This is a genomic window from Arthrobacter sp. fls2-241-R2A-172 (genome assembly GCF_030208885.1).
Taxonomy (GTDB): Bacteria; Actinomycetota; Actinomycetes; order Actinomycetales; family Micrococcaceae; genus Arthrobacter.
In genome coordinates this window covers 568,720-585,022 of sequence record NZ_JARVTB010000001.1, presented here as the reverse complement: position 1 = coordinate 585,022, position 16,303 = coordinate 568,720, and the positions used below count along the sequence as shown (strand labels likewise).

General features: G+C 63.5%; 16 protein-coding genes and 1 tRNA gene. 10 read left to right on the top strand and 7 right to left on the bottom strand.

All coding sequences use genetic code 11. From position 1 onward, the window contains the following. Positions 1 to 61: 61 nt before the first annotated feature. Complete coding sequence (locus QRM57_RS02780; protein ID WP_011690592.1) at positions 62 to 544, bottom strand: CarD family transcriptional regulator; 483 nt, start codon at positions 542 to 544, stop codon at positions 62 to 64. Positions 545 to 837: 293 nt separating this feature from the next. Between QRM57_RS02780 and QRM57_RS02775 the strand changes: the two genes are divergently transcribed. Next, entirely contained in the window at positions 838 to 1,389 is a 552-nt protein-coding gene (locus QRM57_RS02775; protein WP_284985537.1) for a hypothetical protein, read from the top strand. A gap of 103 nt (positions 1,390 to 1,492) precedes the next feature. Here the strand turns inward: QRM57_RS02775 and QRM57_RS02770 are convergent, their stop codons facing one another. Both QRM57_RS02770 and QRM57_RS02765 read right to left on the bottom strand, forming a co-directional pair. Continuing rightward, complete coding sequence (locus tag QRM57_RS02770) at positions 1,493 to 2,173, bottom strand: winged helix-turn-helix domain-containing protein (RefSeq protein ID WP_211711390.1); 681 nt, start codon at positions 2,171 to 2,173, stop codon at positions 1,493 to 1,495. Further along, entirely contained in the window at positions 2,170 to 3,426 is a 1,257-nt protein-coding gene (locus QRM57_RS02765) for a sensor histidine kinase (RefSeq protein ID WP_284985536.1), read from the bottom strand. Before QRM57_RS02765 ends, QRM57_RS02770 begins: the two co-directional genes overlap by 4 nt. Positions 3,427 to 3,625: 199 nt before the next feature. On the opposite strand from QRM57_RS02765, the gene phoU reads away from it, so the two are divergent. After that, complete coding sequence (phoU, locus tag QRM57_RS02760) at positions 3,626 to 4,279, top strand: phosphate signaling complex protein PhoU (protein ID WP_235520093.1); 654 nt, start codon at positions 3,626 to 3,628, stop codon at positions 4,277 to 4,279. Positions 4,280 to 4,421: 142 nt separating this feature from the next. Here phoU and QRM57_RS02755 read toward each other — a convergent pair whose 3' ends face one another. Further along, positions 4,422 to 5,168 carry a phosphoglyceromutase gene (locus QRM57_RS02755; protein WP_284985503.1) on the bottom strand — a complete coding sequence of 249 codons (747 nt, stop codon included), beginning with the start codon at positions 5,166 to 5,168 and terminating at the stop codon, positions 4,422 to 4,424. 102 nt (positions 5,169 to 5,270) lie between these two features. Between QRM57_RS02755 and QRM57_RS02750 the strand changes: the two genes are divergently transcribed. Further along, complete coding sequence (locus tag QRM57_RS02750; protein WP_284985502.1) at positions 5,271 to 6,092, top strand: class I SAM-dependent methyltransferase; 822 nt, start codon at positions 5,271 to 5,273, stop codon at positions 6,090 to 6,092. A 6-nt stretch (positions 6,093 to 6,098) separates the two neighbouring features. Here the strand turns inward: QRM57_RS02750 and QRM57_RS02745 are convergent, their stop codons facing one another. Together QRM57_RS02745 and QRM57_RS02740 are read right to left on the bottom strand one after the other, a co-directional pair. After that, on the bottom strand, positions 6,099 to 6,440 hold the full coding sequence (locus QRM57_RS02745; RefSeq protein WP_284985501.1) for a DUF2516 family protein: 342 nt from the start codon (positions 6,438 to 6,440) through the stop codon (positions 6,099 to 6,101). A 10-nt stretch (positions 6,441 to 6,450) separates the two neighbouring features. Continuing rightward, positions 6,451 to 7,635, bottom strand: a complete 1,185-nt coding sequence (locus QRM57_RS02740; RefSeq protein WP_284985500.1) for a trans-sulfuration enzyme family protein — start codon at positions 7,633 to 7,635, stop codon at positions 6,451 to 6,453. Between the two features lie 82 nt (positions 7,636 to 7,717). Here QRM57_RS02740 and tmk point away from each other — a divergent pair, with 82 nt between their 5' ends. The 3 genes from tmk to QRM57_RS02725 are packed head-to-tail and all read left to right on the top strand — an operon-like array spanning position 7,718 to position 11,090. Beyond that, the gene (tmk, locus tag QRM57_RS02735; protein ID WP_284985499.1) at positions 7,718 to 8,392 is read left to right on the top strand and encodes a dTMP kinase; all 675 of its coding nucleotides are present in this window, start codon (positions 7,718 to 7,720) and stop codon (positions 8,390 to 8,392) included. Beyond that, positions 8,389 to 9,540: a DNA polymerase III subunit delta' gene (locus tag QRM57_RS02730; RefSeq protein ID WP_235520087.1), complete on the top strand. Its 1,152-nt coding sequence runs from the start codon at positions 8,389 to 8,391 to the stop codon at positions 9,538 to 9,540. Before tmk ends, QRM57_RS02730 begins: the two co-directional genes overlap by 4 nt. A gap of 8 nt (positions 9,541 to 9,548) precedes the next feature. Beyond that, complete coding sequence (locus QRM57_RS02725) at positions 9,549 to 11,090, top strand: alpha/beta hydrolase (RefSeq protein WP_257370355.1); 1,542 nt, start codon at positions 9,549 to 9,551, stop codon at positions 11,088 to 11,090. Here the strand turns inward: QRM57_RS02725 and QRM57_RS02720 are convergent. Continuing rightward, entirely contained in the window at positions 11,087 to 11,818 is a 732-nt protein-coding gene (locus QRM57_RS02720; RefSeq protein WP_257370356.1) for an HAD family hydrolase, read from the bottom strand. The genes QRM57_RS02725 and QRM57_RS02720 overlap by 4 nt on opposite strands. Before the next feature lie 202 nt (positions 11,819 to 12,020). Here QRM57_RS02720 and QRM57_RS02715 point away from each other — a divergent pair. The 4 genes from QRM57_RS02715 (at position 12,021) to QRM57_RS02700 (ending at position 16,198) form a co-directional block, all read left to right on the top strand. After that, positions 12,021 to 12,093, top strand: a tRNA-Thr gene (locus QRM57_RS02715). Positions 12,094 to 12,306: 213 nt separating this feature from the next. Next, a complete protein-coding gene (locus tag QRM57_RS02710; RefSeq protein WP_284985498.1) occupies positions 12,307 to 13,329 on the top strand; it encodes a DUF6454 family protein in 1,023 nt (340 codons plus the stop codon). A gap of 60 nt (positions 13,330 to 13,389) precedes the next feature. After that, positions 13,390 to 15,087, top strand: a complete 1,698-nt coding sequence (locus tag QRM57_RS02705) for a phospholipase C (RefSeq protein WP_284985497.1) — start codon at positions 13,390 to 13,392, stop codon at positions 15,085 to 15,087. Positions 15,088 to 15,115: 28 nt separating this feature from the next. Further along, on the top strand, positions 15,116 to 16,198 hold the full coding sequence (locus QRM57_RS02700; protein ID WP_284985496.1) for a glycerophosphodiester phosphodiesterase: 1,083 nt from the start codon (positions 15,116 to 15,118) through the stop codon (positions 16,196 to 16,198). Positions 16,199 to 16,303: the final 105 nt, after the last annotated feature.

The window sequence follows — 16,303 nt, the reverse complement described above, 5'->3', positions numbered from 1 at the left end:
CGGCCACGTTTTTGGGCAAAAAGAAACCCGGCGGCGCTTTCGCACCACCGGGGCTCAATTCTTAGGAAGCCAAGACCTCGTCAAGAACGCTTGCAGCCTTCTCTTCATCCGTCTTCTCAGCCAGGGCCAGTTCTGAAATCAGAATCTGCCGCGCCTTGGCCAGCATGCGCTTCTCGCCTGCGGAAAGGCCGCGATCGTGATCACGACGCCAAAGATCGCGAACGACCTCTGCCACCTTGATGACATCGCCCGAAGCAAGCTTCTCCAGGTTCGCCTTGTAACGACGTGACCAGTTGGTAGGCTCTTCAGTGAACTCGGCGCGGAGAACGTCAAAAACGTGCTCCAAGCCTTCTTTGCCCACTACGTCCCGGACCCCAACAAGGTCAACGTTCTCTGCTGGAACTTCAATGGTCAGATCACCCTGAGCCACCTTGAGCTTGAGATACATCTTCTCTTCGCCCTTGATGGTGCGCATCTTGATTTCCTCAATTTTTGCTGCACCGTGGTGAGGGTAAACTACTGTCTCGCCGACCTCAAAAACCATGTGGACTTTCCCCTTTCCCGCAGATTAGTCTATCACGATTAAGGCATACGACTGGCATCGAACGGGCTCTCCAGCCGCGCCAATACTGGGAAAGAGGCCCAAAAGGGATTCGTCCAACCTCTTGACGTAATCAAGGAAAGATGCATCGAACAGCGAAGCTGTCGGACAAATCGTTCCCGTTGACTGCGCCACATACGTTCCCCGAATCCTTATTTCGACGGGTTTGCCGATAGGCTATGGCTGAAAAGTGTTCCAATGACTCTTGAGGAGTAGGTGTCGTGCGCAATACTGCGATGAACCCTGTCCAGCGCGGCAAGCTGGCAATTGCGGCGGCTGCAATCGGCGTCGGTCTTCTGTCCGTCACCGGCTGCGGATTCGTCAACGCCCAGCAGACTACCCACCAGTACTCGGCATCGGACGGGATCAAAGCTGATCTCGGCAAGCTGCAGCTGCGCAACATGCTGATTGTTGCTTCGGGCGAGAAGGAATCCGGCCGAGTCATCGGTGCCGTATTCAACCAGTCCAACTCCGACGCAACGCTGACCATCAGCGGAGCGGACGGCGCCCAGACGGAAATCCCCGTCAAGGCAAAGTCGGAGACCTACCTGAACGAGGAAAGCGACGCTGCCGTACTCAGCACGGCCGGCGCTGCACCCGGCGGCCTGGCGAAGGTCACGGTCCGCAGCGGTTCCGACTCCGCCCAGATCAACATTCCTGTTGTCAACGGCACGCTTCCCGAATACAAGAAGTACCTTCCGTCCAGCTCGGCAACGCCTTCGCCGTCCGGATCGGCCACGCCGTCCACCACTGCTACCTCCACGGAGTCGGCAGCAGCCGGCCACTAGCAGGCGGCACACGAAAGCCATACAACAAAAGGAAGGGTTCCGCCGCGGCGGAACCCTTCCTTTTGTTTTTTACCCGCCAACGCGCCTATGCGGGGGCGAAGGCTTACGGCTCGAACTTGTAGCCCAGGCCCCGCACAGTCACCAGGTAGCGCGGCAGCGAGGGATCCGGCTCGATCTTGCTGCGTAGCCGCTTGACGTGGACGTCCAGGGTCTTGGTGTCCCCCACGTAGTCCGAACCCCAAACGCGGTCGATCAATTGGCCACGCGTCAGGACCCTGCCGGAGTTCCGGAGCAGCATTTCCAGCAGCTCAAACTCCTTCAGCGGCAGGGACACCTGCTCGCCGTTCACGCTCACCACGTGGCGCTCGATGTCCATGCGGACAGGACCGGCCTGCACGGTGGACGTGATCAGCTCCTCCGGTTCCCCTTGACGGCGAAGGACGGCGCGGACCCTGGCTACAAGCTCACGGGAGGAATAAGGCTTGGTGACGTAATCGTCGGCGCCGAGTTCCAGGCCCACTACCTTGTCGATCTCCGAGTCCTTGGCGGTCAGCATGATCACAGGAACGCTGGAGCGTTGACGCAGTTGGCGGCAGACTTCGGTGCCCGGAGTGCCCGGCAGCTGGAGGTCAAGGAGCACCAGGTCGGCGCCATTCCGATCGAACTCCACCAAAGCGTCGCTGCCGTTGTCCACTACCTCAACGTCGAAACCCTCCTTGCCCAGCAAGTAGGAAAGGGGATCGCTAAAGGACTCCTCGTCCTCAACTATCAAAATCCGGCTCAAGCGCTGGCTCCTTGCTCTTGGGCACCGCTGGTGCCCGTTTTTTCACTCGCGTTTTGGCTCGCGTGATGGGGTTCGACGGCGGCCACAGCCGCCGGAAGTTCGTGCGCCGTGGGCGGCAGGCCGGCGTCGTCGTCCTGGCCTTCCATCTCCGGCAGGCGGACAGTGAACGTGGAACCTTGGCCGGGCTGGGACCAAACGGTCACCTCGCCGCCGTGGTTGGAGACCACGTGCTTGACGATGCTGAGGCCAAGGCCCGTACCGCCGGTGTGCCTCGAACGCGCGGCGTCCACGCGGTAGAAGCGCTCGAAGACGCGTTCCTGGTCCTCGGGAGTCAGGCCCTCGCCCTGGTCCGTGACGGAAATGGCCACGACGCCTTCGCGGGTTCTGACGCCGACGCCGACCCGCGTGTTTTCGGGCGAATAGCGGATCGCGTTGTCGATCAGGTTCCGCAGGGCCGTCACCAGGAGGTCGCGGTCACCGAAAACCAGGGACTCGGAATGGCCGCCCACCACGATCTGGATGTTCTTGCTTTCGGCTGGGAGCTGCGAGCGGTCCACGGCTTCGTTGATGACTGTGTTGATGTCCACAGCGTGCCCTTGCTGGGCCACATTGGCGCCCTGCAGGCGGGAAAGTTCAATGATGTCCTGGACCAGGGCCGCGAGCCTGCCGGATTCCTTGTGCATGCGTTTGGCAAAACGCCGCACCGCTTCTTCGTCGTCGGGCGAGGCTTCCAGTGCCTCGGCAAGCAACGAAATGGCCCCCACGGGCGTCTTGAGTTCGTGGGAGACGTTGGCCACGAAGTCGTTCCGGATCTCCTCCGTGCGGGTGATCTCGGTGCGGTCGTCGGCCAGGAGCACGATGTATTCCCAGCCGAGCATGGCAGCGCGGACCTGGACCACGATGGTGCCCTTGCCCAACGGACCACGCGGAAGCTCGTACTGTTCCTCCAGGATCACGCCATCGCGGCGGACCTTCGCGGTCATGTCCAGAAGTTGCTTGTGCACCACGGTGTGGCCGCGGACCAGGCCGTAGGCGTAGGCGGCGGGACTTGCGCGGACCACGCCATCAATGGCGTCCACCACCACGAAGGCACGCCCGACGACGGCAAGGACTTCCGCTGCGCCTTCAGGAAGCAGGGGTTCAGTGACGTCGAGGTCGACAATGCTCCGCTGGCGTTCGCTGAGCTTGAATGCGAGCATGCCAAAGACGCCCAATGACAGGCCAACGAGGCCTGCGACGACACCTATGAGCAATGGATCCACGGGTCCAGCTTATGCTGTTGAAACACGGCCGAGCATGGATCCGGGGCCAAACGCGGACGGTTCAACTAACGTTCATCTAAAGGTGCCGAACAGTTCACTGACCCCTGACACAGTTACTGGTTGGACTGTCAATGGTTTTGAGATCCGGCCCCCATCATGGGAACGGGATCTCCAAGGAAAGGACGCCTTAGTGCGCAAGGTTTTTCAGGCGGAACTTACCCAGGTAGGTGACGACCTCATCGAGATCTCCAAGCTGGTTCACGAAGCAATCACGAAGGCCACAACATCCTTCGAAGGCGCCGACGTGGATCTGGCCCAGGACGTCATCGCAGCGGACGCCCGCATCGACTTCCTGCAGAACAGCCTCGACGAGCGCGCCATCGACATCCTGGCGTTGCAGGGTCCCGTGGCCAGCGACCTCCGCATGATCGTCGGTTCGCTTCGCATGAGCGCTTCGCTGGAGCGCATGGGCGACCTCGCCCGCCACGTAGCCCAGCTTGCACGCCTCCGCTACCCGGCAACGGTCATCCCCGCGTCGATGACCCAGACCTTCAAGGCCATGGCGCAGCACGACATTGAGATCACCGCGAAGGTCATCGAGCTTCTCGAAACCCGCGATCTTGAGGTTGCCCGCGACATCCTGAAGATCAACATCGCCGTGGACGACCTCCACCTCAGCGTCTTCAAGGCGATCGCTTCCCCGGACTGGACTGAAAGCCCGTCCACCACCGTGGACGTTGCCTTGGCCAGCCGCTACTTCGAGCGCTTCGCCGATCACGGTGTTTCCGTCGCCCGGAAGGTCACCTACCTGGTGACGGGCGAATGGCAGCCCGAGGGCTTCTAGCCTTACAACTGCAGATACGACGGCGGCCGGTCACCTTTCACGGAAAGGTAACCGGCCGCCCCTGTTTTGGCGCAGCGCGTTCTTCGGCCGGAGTGCGTCTAAGGGAGGAACGACCGAGCACCCGGCGAAGAACCGCGAAGCCTTACTTTTTGCCTTGGTTGGCCACCGCGAGGATGGCCTGGGCTGCTGCTTCGGGGTCGAGGTAGGTTCCGCCCGGGGTGATGGGCTGGAAGTCCTCGTCCAGTTCGTACACCAGCGGGATGCCCGTGGGGATGTTCAGCCCGGCAATGGCTTCGTCGCTGATGCCGTCCAGGTGCTTGACCAGTGCGCGCAGGGAGTTGCCGTGTGCGGTGACCAGGACGGTCTTGCCGGCCGTGAGGTCTTCCTTGATGTCCGATTCCCAGTACGGGAGGAGGCGCACAAGGACGTCCTTGAGGCATTCGGTGCGCGGCAGTGCATCGCCGAGGTCCGCGTAGCGGGGGTCGTGGGCCTGGGAGAATTCGCTGTCGTCGGACAGGGGCGGCGGCGGGGTGTCGTAGCTGCGGCGCCATTCCATGAACTGCTCTTCACCGAACTCGGCCAGCGTCTGGGCCTTGTCCTTGCCCTGAAGGGCGCCGTAGTGGCGTTCGTTGAGGCGCCAGTCGCGCTTGACGGGGATCCAACCGCGGTCGGCCTTGTCCAGTGCCATGTTGGCGGTGTTGATGGCGCGCTTCAGGAGCGAGGTGTAGAGGATATCCGGGAGGATGTTGTTCTCAACCAGGAGTTCCCCACCGCGTACTGCTTCTTTGCGGCCTTGGTCGTTCAGGTCAACGTCCACCCAACCGGTGAACAGGTTCTTGGCGTTCCAGTCGCTGTGGCCGTGGCGCAGCAGAATCAGCTTGTAAGTCATGGTTTTTATCCTAGCCGAGGGGTCCGGTGCCGTGCCGGGCGTTACGGCGTGCGCCCCCGTTACACGCTTGGGGCGGGCATCGGACCCGATAAAGTGTTGGCCGTGGTGCAAAAAGCGGAACGGGTGGGCTCTCCCCGGAGTCGGGGCGGGAAACCGGTTGGCAACATCACCCGTGGCACCACCAACCCCAACCGGATGCGCCGCCTGGATCGTTGGCTGGCCGGGCCGCAGGCGTGGCGGCTGCGCGCCGCCGTCGAGCCCTTGGTGGTGGACCTGGGCTACGGCGCTTCGCCGACCACCGCCGTCGAGCTTTTTGAACGGCTCCAGGCCGTCCGCCCGGATGTGCGGGTCTGCGGGATCGAGATCGAACCGGAGCGGGTGCGGACCGCGAAGGCCCTCGAACGGCCAGGGCTAAGCTTCCACGTGGGCGGCTTCGAGCTCCCCGTGCCCGGCAATCCAGTGTTGGTCAGGGCCTTCAACGTGCTGCGGCAATACGAGGAGGCCGACGTCAAAGACATCTGGGCCTTGGTGCAGTCCCGGTTGGCCCCCGGGGGCCTGTTCATTGATGGAACCTGCGATGAAATCGGCAGGCGCGTCACGTGGGTGGCGCTCGATCCGGAGCGACCGTTGAGCTTGAGCTTTTCCGTGCGGTTCGGGAGTTTCGAACTGCCCTCGGAGGTAGCCGAACGGCTGCCCAAGGCGCTGATTCACCGCAACGTGCCCGGCGAACCGGTCCATGTTTTCCTGCAGGCCATGGACAAGGCGTGGCTGGAGGCGGCTCCCCTGGCGTCGTTCGGGAACCGGCAGCGCTGGACGGCTATGTGCCGTTCACTGCGCGACGCCGGGTGGCCGCTTCAGGACGGGCCAGCCCGGTGGCGCCTTGGCGAATTAACCGTCGCTTGGGACGCGGTGGCGCCAAAATAACGCTGTTTACCAGGGGCCGTATGGTCCGACGTTGCGGTTGCCGCCGCTGCCGGCTTCCTTGAGCGCGGGACGGACGTCGGCGAGGTAGACGGAGGCCGCCGTGACAGCTGCGATGCCGAACAGGCTGAAGCTGCCACCCGCGCCCCATAGAGAAAGAGCACCGATCGCAAGCGCCACACCGGTGAGGGCCAGCCAGAACGTCTTGGTGCGCTTGGAAGCGGCCACAAACAGCGTGGGCCGATGCCGCAGGCAGTCCGCGAAGGCCCACAATTCCAAGGCAAGGGCAACCAGGCCGACGATCATATAGACCCCGTAGCTGACAAGGCCGATCAAAGATTTTCCGTCCACGCCCCTTAGCCTAGCTGTCCAAAGACTTGAGCGCTTGGTCCAGGTCCGACCAGAGGTCCTCGACATTTTCGATCCCGACGCTCAACCGGACCAGGTTCTCCGGAACGCTGACCGGCTCAGCCGCGTGCCGGCGTCGCCGTTCTATAAGGGACTCCACCCCACCCAACGAGGTGGCGGGGAGCCAAAGCTGCAGGGCACGGACCAGTTCGTCCGCGGCCTCAGCGCCGCTTCGGTGGTGGTCACCGGCGATCTGGATACACAGGATGGAACCGAAGCCCTTCATCTGATCCTTGGCACGCTGGTGGCCTGGATCCGTGGGCAGGCCGGGGAAACGGATGGTTTCCACGCGCGGGTGGGTGCTGAGGCGTTCGGCGAGCGTAGCCGCCGAGGCTTGCGAACGCTCGATCCGCAGCGCCAGCGTGCGCAGGCCGCGCAGGGCCAGCCATGCTTCAAAGGGCCCGGCGATGCCGCCGTGGATGATCCGGTGGTGCAGCAGCGTGGCCCGCAGTTCCGGGTTGGACGTCACCAACGCACCGAGGACGACGTCGGAATGCCCGGCGAGGTACTTGGTTACCGAGTGGAGGACGACGTCGGAGCCCAGGCTCAGCGGCTGCTGCACCAAAGGCGTCGAAAAGGTGTTGTCCGTGACGACGAGGGCACCCACGGCGTGTGCAGCGTCAGTGAGGGCGCGGATGTCGGCGATGCCGAGCATGGGGTTGGTGGGGCTCTCAAGCCAGAGGAGGTTGGCCTTCTTGCCCTCCTCGGGGCTGATCAGGGCCTTGACCGCGTCCGTGTCCGTGATGTCAACGGTCCGCAGCTCCAGGAAGCCTTTCTCCGCCAACTCGGTGGCCATCACCAGTGAGCCCGAGTAGCTGTGTGAAGGCATGACAACTACGCCGCCCGCCGGAACCAGCGAAAGCGCCGAACTGACCGCTGACAGGCCGGACGCGTAGAGCAGGCCGGGAAGGGACGCACCCTCGAGCTTGGCCAAAGCATCCTCGAAGGGGTCCCACGTGGGGTTGGCGTAGCGTCCGTAGCCACGGTCACCGTCGTTGAGCGGGCCGGTACCGAAGTATGTGGAGGAAAGGACGATGGGCGGATTCACGGGCTCATCATGGGCGCGCTCCGGGCGGCCGGCAGCCACCACAACGGTTTCCGGAGACAATTCGGCGGCGCGCTGATCGGAGAGGCTCATGGTTTTAGCGTAGCCGCGGCCAAGGCTGTGGATGAAAGGCGTTACGCGCCTTGATGTCGGTGAAGCTCGGTAGGCTAGACGCGTGAGTATTCCGAGAGCAGGTCTTTTTATCGCCTTCGAAGGCGGGGACGGAGCGGGCAAGTCCACGCAGGCGGCCCGGCTCTCTGACGCCCTTGAGTCACGCGGACTTTCTGTGCTGCGAACCCGCGAACCCGGCGGCACTCCCATTGGCGAGAAACTTCGCTCCCTTGTCCTGGACCACGGGCACGGCACTATCGATGCGCGCACCGAAGCCCTCATGTTTGCCGCAGCCCGCGCCGCACACGCCAGCCAGGTCATCCGGCCGGCCCTTGCCGAGGGGACGGTGGTCATCACGGACCGCTACGTCGATTCGTCGGTTGCCTATCAGGGCGCTGGCCGCGGTTTGGGCGCCGAAGGCGTTTTGACCCTTAATGAATGGGCCACCGAAGGGCTGCATCCGGACCTGACAGTACTGCTCGACGTCGATCCCGCCGACGGCCGCCAGCGCCGTACCGCAGGGGACGCCGCCGAGGACCGGCTTGAATCGGAACCTGACCAGTTCCACTCCACTATCCGCCACGCGTTCCTGGACCGGGCAGCGACGGACCCGTCAAGCTACCTGGTACTGCCGGCGAACGCGGACATCGAGTCGCTGACCGCCAGGATCCTGGACCGGGTGGAGTCGTTGTTGACCGGCCACGTTCCGGACGTGCCTGTTTCGGACGTGCGTCCGTGAGTGTCTGGGACGACCTCCAGGGGCAGGCGCCCGTCGTGGCGCAGCTGAAGCAGGCGGCGCAGGGCGAAACCGGCCTCACCCACGCCTGGCTGTTCACCGGTCCCCCGGGGTCCGGCCGTTCCAACGCAGCCAAAGCGTTCGCTGCTGCCCTGAACTGCGAGCAGGACGACGTCACCCGTCGCGGCTGCGGCGAATGCGCGGCCTGCCACACGATTCTGGGCGAGACGCACTCGGATGTGACGTTCGTGCGGACCGAAAAAGTCACCATTACTATCGACGAAGCCCGCGAACTCGTGTCCAAGGCCGGAGACCGGCCAGCCACGGGCCGCTGGCGGATCATTGTGGTGGAGGATGCGGACCGCATGGCGGAGCGCACCACCAACGTGTTGCTCAAGGCCATCGAGGAACCCACGCCACGCACCATCTGGATGCTGTGTGCCCCTTCGCCGGCCGATGTCCTGGTCACTATCCGGTCGCGATGCCGTCCGGTGAGCCTGCGGCTCCCCCCGGCCTCCGATGTCGCGGACCTCTTGGTAAGGCGCGACGGCGTCGATCGCCAACTCGCCGACCGTGCAGCGCGTGCTGCGCAAAGCCACATCGGTATCGCCAGGCGTCTGGCCCGTGACGCCGACGCCAGGGAGCGTCGTTTGGAAACCGTCCGGATTCCCTTGGGGCTCCGGGGCGTCACAGCTGCCGTGATGATGGCCGAGAAACTTGTGAAGATCGCCACCGACGAAGCGAACAGCTCCAATGACGAACGCGACGCGGCAGAGAAGATTGCCCTGCTCGCGAGCCTTGGTGCCCCGGAATCCGGAACGCTGCCGCCCTCCATGCGCAGCCAGGTCAAACAGCTTGAGGATGACCAAAAGCGCCGCGCCAAGCGCTCCATCACGGACTCGCTGGACCGCACTTTGACGGATTTGCTGTCTTTCTACCGGGACGTGCTGATCATCCAGTTGGGGAACGCCGTGGAGCTGGTCAACGTTGAGCTCAAGGGCGAGTTGGAAGAGTACGCCGGTCGTTCAAGCCCGGAAACCACCCTTGCCCGGATGGACGCCATCAACAAAGCACGTGTCCGCATCACCACCACCAACGTGGCCCCGCTGTTGGCCGTCGAGTCCATGGCTACCAGCCTCATCCAGCAATAGGAGAATCCATGAAGTCCGCACCACGCCGGTTCGCAGCGCTGTGCGTCGCTCTCGCTTCCTTGCTGGTACTGAGCGCCTGCACCCTTCCGTTCATGCCCACCCCCACGGCCAAGCCGTCCACCAGCACGGTGGACCCGTCCATCGCCGCTTCGGCTCCCAAGGGTCTGGAGAAGTTCTACTCCCAGTCCGTGGAGTGGAGTTCATGCGAGGACGGATTCCACTGCGGCAAAGTCCAGGTGCCCTTGGACTACGCAAACCCAGACGCCGGCGATATCTCGCTGTCCATCATCAAGCTGCCCAGCACCAGCAACAAGCAAGGCACCGTCCTTGTGAATCCTGGCGGACCGGGCGGCTCCGGTGTGGACTTCGTGAAGGACGCAGGCAAGACCCTCCTGACGGAAAAGCTCCGCGCCAACTTTGACGTGGTGGGCTTCGATCCGAGGGGCGTGGGCCGTTCAGCCCCCGTGACCTGCATGACCGATGCCGAACGGGATGCTGCCCGCGCGAAGGTCTTCAGGAAAGACACCGACCAAGGACTTGAAGCCGCTTTTGCCTTCAACAAGACGTTGGCACAGCAGTGTTCCCAGCAAACCGGCGCGGTCCTGGGCCACATAGACACCGTGAGTGCTGCCAAGGACCTGGATGTCCTGCGCGCTGTCATGAACGATGCGAAGCTGAACTACCTGGGCTTCTCCTACGGGACTTTCCTTGGGTCCACCTACGCCTCGCTCTTCCCGGACAACGTGGGTCGCCTGGTCCTGGACGGGGCCGTGGATCCCTCCATCAGCAATGAAGCCTTGACTGCGGGACAGGCAAAGGCCTTCGAACGGGCCATCCACACCTACGTGGCCAACTGCCAGCAGCAAAACTCGTGCCCGCTCAGCGGGTCCGTGGACAACGGCGTCCAGGAGATCAGGGACCTCATCAACGCCGTGGACCAAAACCCACAAACGGCGAAGGACGGCCGCCTGGTGACCAGCAACGACTTTGTCAATGGCCTGATCCTGCCGTTGTACAACGACCAAAGCTGGCCAGCCCTCACCCAGGCACTTGACGCTGCGTTTTCCGGCGACGCTTCCCCCATGATGCGGCTCGCAGATCTGGGAGCGGACCGCGAAGCCAATGGCACCTACAGTTCCAACTCCGCCCTCGCGTTCCAAGCCATCAACTGCCTGGACTACCCCATGGTCAGTGATCCCGCCGCGATGCGGGCGGAGGAAGCCCAGCTCAAGCTGGACTCCCCCACGTTCGGTTCCTTCTTCGCTTATGGCGGTGTCAACTGCAGGGACTGGCCGTACCCGCACACACGGACACCGGCACCTGTGGAGTACAAGGGATCCGCACCAATCGTGGTGGTAGGCACAACCGGCGACCCCGCAACTCCCCTGGAATGGTCCGAGTCGTTGCGCAAACAGCTGGGAACCGCATCCCTGGTCACATGGGAAGGTGAGGGGCACACCGCCTACGGCCGCAGCAACACCTGCGTCAGCAACGCCGTCGACGACTACTTTGTCGACGGGAAGCTGCCGCAGGATGGCCTGAAATGCTAGAGGTGCCTGGCTTCGCGCTTTTCCACCAGGAGCGGGAGCTGCTTGATGGAGTCCACCACGGCGGTTGCGCCGGCAGCGCGCAGGGTGGCCTCCGAATGCGAGCCGGTCAGCACGCCGGCGATGAGCGACGCCCCTGAACGTACGCCCGACACCATGTCCGAACTCGTGTCGCCGACTACGGCCACCTCCCGGACATCGTCGAGATCCAACGCGAGCACGGCCGTCAGGATCATGTCCGGGTAGGGTCGGCCCCGTCCGGCATCCGCGGGGCACAGGCTAAGATCCGCGAGCCCCATCCAGCCGAGCGATTCAAGCACGGTATTCTGCGTGTGGCGGCCAAAGCCGGTGGCCAGGCAGATCTGCATGCCGGATTCACGCATCCACAGGATGGCGTCCTCCGCCCCCGGAATGGCGCGGACGCCGCCGTCGTCGATCATCTCGTCGTAGGCCTTCTCGAAGACCTTGTTGGCGCTCTCTGCGGTGGCTGCATCCTCAAAAAGGTGGCTGAATACCGTCATTTTCGAGAATCCCATAGTGTCGCGGGCGTAACCAAGCATGCTCTCGAACCGGCTGCTGCCGGGTTCTATGCCATGTTCCACTAGTGCCCGGGACATGGCCCGCTCCGTACGGCCGTCGTCGGTGATGGTGGTGCCCACCATGTCCACCACCGCGAGCCGCAGCCTGTTGGGTGTGTGGCTGGCGTCCGTGATCAATGCGTCCCCGGTCATTGGGCGGCTCCTTCGGCTTGTGTGCGTGGCACGGTTGGTTCCCCAGCTTCAGGCCGCCGGGAGACCGCAGCCTGAACCCGGCCCGACATGCGGGTGAACATCCCCGCAACGGCCGCCTCCGCCCTCGTTTTGACCCGGGCGCGCTGCCTCTATTACAGTTATGTCTTGCGTGATCGCCCGGGAAACCGGTGATGAACGCGGTGCTTCCTTAGCTCAGTCGGTAGAGCGTTTCACTCGTAATGAAAAGGTCATCAGTTCGATTCTGATAGGAAGCTCTGAGCAAGCCCCGGCCAGCCCTTACTTTAGGACTGGCCGGGGCTTTTTGCTGCCTAAGGCCCGTAAGCCTGACGTGGAGCGACCTCCCACGTGCCCGTACTGCCGTGGTTCCACCCTTCAGATGGGCGCTGTTCACCATCGCGCCACTTCCGGTTAATTACCCATAAGTAACTTGGGAGTTCCTGTTGAGACCCCAACCTTAAGAGGCCCCCATGAGCTCCAAAACCACCCGGCGCGCCATCACAACGGTCGCGTCCCTGATACTTGCCGCAGCGGCGATCGCCAGCACCACGGCAGCGCAGGCCAATGAACCGGGCAAGGGCGCAAGCCCCGCGGAAACCGGAACCCACCACGAAACGGATACCGCACTGGCCGACGCCTTCAACCACGTCGACCGAAACACCGCCTGGCAGCAGACCTCCAAGTTGAAGCTGAACTTCCCGACCTATCACACCGAAGGAATTGCCTACACCCAGGACCACATCTTCCTCTCTGCCGTGCAGATCACGGAACCCACCGTCAAATACACGGCACCGCAGGACGGTTACGACCGCACCCCTGGCAAGGGCATCGGCCACCTGTTCGTCATGGACCGGTCCGGGAACCTGCAACAAGACATCATCCTGGGCGAGGGCGACATGTACCACCCCGGCGGCATCGACTTTGACGGAACCAATGTTTGGGTTCCAGTCGCCCAATACCGACCCAACAGCAGCGCCATCATCTACAAGGTCGACGCCACGACCCTGGCTGTGCACAAGCAGTTCGAGGTCAAAGACCACTTCGGTGGCATCGTCCTGGACAAGCAGACCGGCCACCTGGTCGGCAACACCTGGGGCTCGCGCCGGTTCGCCGAATGGAACCTCCAGGGCAAGCAACTGTCCACTTGGGAGAACCCGAACTACTTCATCGACTACCAGGACTGCCAGTACGTCCCCAACGCCAAAATGCTCTGCGCCGGGGTAACCAACCTCCCGCAGACCCCCGCTGCAGGCGGCACCACGGCAACCTACGAACTTGGCGGCATGGCCATGATTGACCTCAAATCCCACGAGGTATCCCGCGAGGTGCCGTTCCAGCGATGGTCCACCGCCGGGCACGTGGCCACCCGCAACCCGTTCAAGATGACCGCCGACGGGAACCACCTCACCATGAAGGTCGCCCCGGACAACGGCGAAGAAGGCAACGGCACCGAAATCCTCACGTACGAAGCCGACGTCGCACCCGCCAAGTAACACCCCCAAGACCCGCCGCCCCGCGGCAATCCACACCCAAACTGAACGATTGGATACCCCATGCCTATTCAGGCACCCGTTACCCGCAAACGAGTGGCCGCCGCGACCGGCGCGGCCGCCCTCGCCGCCTCAGCCCTGGCGGCCGGACTGGTCGGATTCGGCGTGGCCCCGGCCACCGCCCTTAAAGCCCAGGGCGATACCGCCACGCCGATCAAGCATGTGGTGGTGCTCTTCCAGGAGAACGTCTCCTTTGACCACTACTTCGCGACGTACCCCAACGCGGCGAACATTCCGGGCGAGGCCCAGCAGGGCTCCGGCACACCGGCTGCCGCATTCAAGGCATCCGAGGACACACCGAAGGAAATCAATACTCTCGCCAAAGCTGGCCTGCTGGCTCCGAACAACCCCAACTCGGTCCAGCCGGCGCGGCTGTCCCCGATGCAGGCCGTCACCTGCGACCAGGACCATGAGTACACCGCCGAACAGAAGGCGTACAACGGCGGGCTGATGGATAAGTTCGTGGAGTTCACCAGCAAGGATGCATGTGCACCGAACCAGTACGGGCGCCCCGGGCTGACCATGGACTACTACGACGGCAACACCGTCACCGGGATCTGGAACTACGCCCAGAAATACGCCATGAGCGACAACCACTTCAGCACCGTCTTCGGGCCTTCCACCCCCGGCGCGCTGAACCTGGTCTCCGGCCAGACCCACGGTGTCAAGGAATTCACGGCAGCCGGCCAGCCTGTGAACCCCACCGCCAGCGACTACACGGTCCGCGTCCCCGACTCCAACGGCGTCGGGACCATGATCAATGACCCGGACCCGGTCTACGACGACTGCTCCAACAACAGCCACGCCAAGACCAGCAACCTCGCCGGCATGACCGGCAAGAACATCGGCGACCTGCTCAACGACCAGGGCGTGTCCTGGGGCTGGTTCCAGGGCGGCTTCGCACCCACCGCCGCGGCAACCGCAACGACGCCCGCTGCCTGCAAGAGCACCCATAACAACGTCGCCGGAGTCTCCAGCACGGACTACAACCCCCACCACCAGCCCTTCCAGTACTACGCCTCCACTGCCAACCCCCACCACCTGGCCCCAGCCTCCGACGCGGAAATCGGGCACAACGGCCAGGCGAACCACCAATACGACCTCACCGACTTCACCAAGGTCGTCAACAGCGACAACATGCCCGCCGTGTCCTTCCTGAAAGCCTCCAACTACCAGGACGGCCACGCCTCATACTCAGACCCGGTCGATGAGCAGAACTTCATCACCAAGACCGTCAACGAGATCCAGCAGTCCAAAAACTGGGACAGCACCGCCGTCGTTCTCGCCTACGACGACTCCGACGGCTGGTACGACCACGTCGCCGCCCAGCCCAAGAACGCCTCCAACAGCCCCGACGACGCCGCCTGGTGCCAGAACGCCGCGGCCAACGGCGTCCCCATCGCCGGCGGGTACGCTGACCGCTGCGGCCCCGGCCCGCGCCAACCGCTCGTAGTCATCTCCCCCTATGCCAAGAAAAACTTCGTGGACCACAACGAAACCGACCAGGCCTCGATCCTGCGCTTTATCGAAGACAACTGGCATACCGGCCAGATCGGCGACGCCTCAGCGGACGCCGCCGCCGGAACCATGAACGCCATGTTCAACTTCCACCACGAACGCAACGACAACGTCCTGCTCAACGAACAGACCGGCGCCATCGCCAACATCACCCACAAAGGCCACGACAACAAGCGCAACTAGGCGCCACCCGACCCACTTTGGAGAACCCATGAAATACACGAAGCTGCTGACCGCGGCCGCCATTACCGCCGGCCTCGCCCTGGGAACATCCCTCCCGGCCCACGCCTCGGACACCAACCCCCACGGCACCGACAACCACTTTGACCTGCAAGCGCACCGCGGCGGCATCGGCCTGACCGTCGAATCCACGCTCGCCTCTTTCGCCAAGGGCATCGAGACCGGCGTGTCCACCCTGGAGATGGACCTGCAGATCACCAAGGACGGCCGGGAGGTCATCACCCACGACCGGAAGATCAGCGGCCAGAAATGCAAAGACACCGCACCCGTCACCCCGGGTGACCCGTCCTACCCGTACGTCGGCAAGTACATCAAGGACCTCACCTTCGACCAGGTCCGCAGCCTGGACTGCGGCTCCCAGACACTGCCCCAGTTCCCCGGCCAACAGCCCTCCCCGGGTGCGAAGATGCCCACCCTCGCCGAAGTATTCGACCTCGCCAACCGTTACCGGGCCAGCCAGGTCAAGTTCAACATCGAAACCAAGGTCGAAGCCGGCGCACCCGAAGAGACCGCCCCGCGCGAACAGTTCGTCGAGGTGGCCCTGCGCGAAATCAACAAAGCACACATGGCAGAACGCGTCTCCATCGAAAGCTTCGACTGGGGCTCGCTGCGCCTGGTGAAGGAACGCCAGCCCGGCATCCGCACCGTCGCACTGACCAACAAGGACTTCCTCCAGGCCGGACAACCGGGCAAATCCCCCTGGCTCGGCGGAATCGACGCGGACGACTTCGGCGGGGACCTGGTGGACGCTGCCGCTTCCCTCGGCTTCGACGCTATCTCTCCCGTCCACGGCACACCACAGAACGGCACCGTCACAGACCCTGGCTACGTACCCTACGTGAACGCCGACATGGTGACCCGCGCCCACGCCAAGGGAATGCAAGTCATCCCATGGACGGTCGATGACAAACCAACGATGCGCAAACTCATGGACGACGGCGTGGACGGCGTCATCACCGACTACCCGGACCAGCTGCGGGACGTGATGGCCGAACGGTCCCTGAAGCTGCCCAAGCAATACACCCTGCAACCGGGCATGTCAGCCGCCAAGTAGCCCGACGCAGGTCTTCATTGACCGCGGCTTCGAGTTACCAGACTTGCCAACCAGATACTAAGACTGCTTAGTATGGAGGCAGCCGAACACGATCGGCTGCCGAAC

Bases quoted from the DNA above. Each gene is read 5' to 3' on its own strand.
- QRM57_RS02780 (WP_011690592.1), bottom strand. From the start codon at position 544: ATGGTTTTTGAGGTCGGCGAGACAGTAGTTTACCCTCACCACGGTGCA.
- QRM57_RS02775 (WP_284985537.1), top strand. From the start codon at position 838: ATGAACCCTGTCCAGCGCGGCAAGCTGGCAATTGCGGCGGCTGCAATC.
- QRM57_RS02755 (WP_284985503.1), bottom strand. From the start codon at position 5,168: ATGACTTACAAGCTGATTCTGCTGCGCCACGGCCACAGCGACTGGAAC.
- QRM57_RS02740 (WP_284985500.1), bottom strand. From the start codon at position 7,635: ATGAGCCTCTCCGATCAGCGCGCCGCCGAATTGTCTCCGGAAACCGTT.
- QRM57_RS02725 (WP_257370355.1), top strand. From the start codon at position 9,549: ATGAAGTCCGCACCACGCCGGTTCGCAGCGCTGTGCGTCGCTCTCGCT.
- QRM57_RS02720 (WP_257370356.1), bottom strand. From the start codon at position 11,818: ATGACCGGGGACGCATTGATCACGGACGCCAGCCACACACCCAACAGG.
- QRM57_RS02710 (WP_284985498.1), top strand. From the start codon at position 12,307: ATGAGCTCCAAAACCACCCGGCGCGCCATCACAACGGTCGCGTCCCTG.
- QRM57_RS02705 (WP_284985497.1), top strand. From the start codon at position 13,390: ATGCCTATTCAGGCACCCGTTACCCGCAAACGAGTGGCCGCCGCGACC.
- QRM57_RS02700 (WP_284985496.1), top strand. From the start codon at position 15,116: ATGAAATACACGAAGCTGCTGACCGCGGCCGCCATTACCGCCGGCCTC.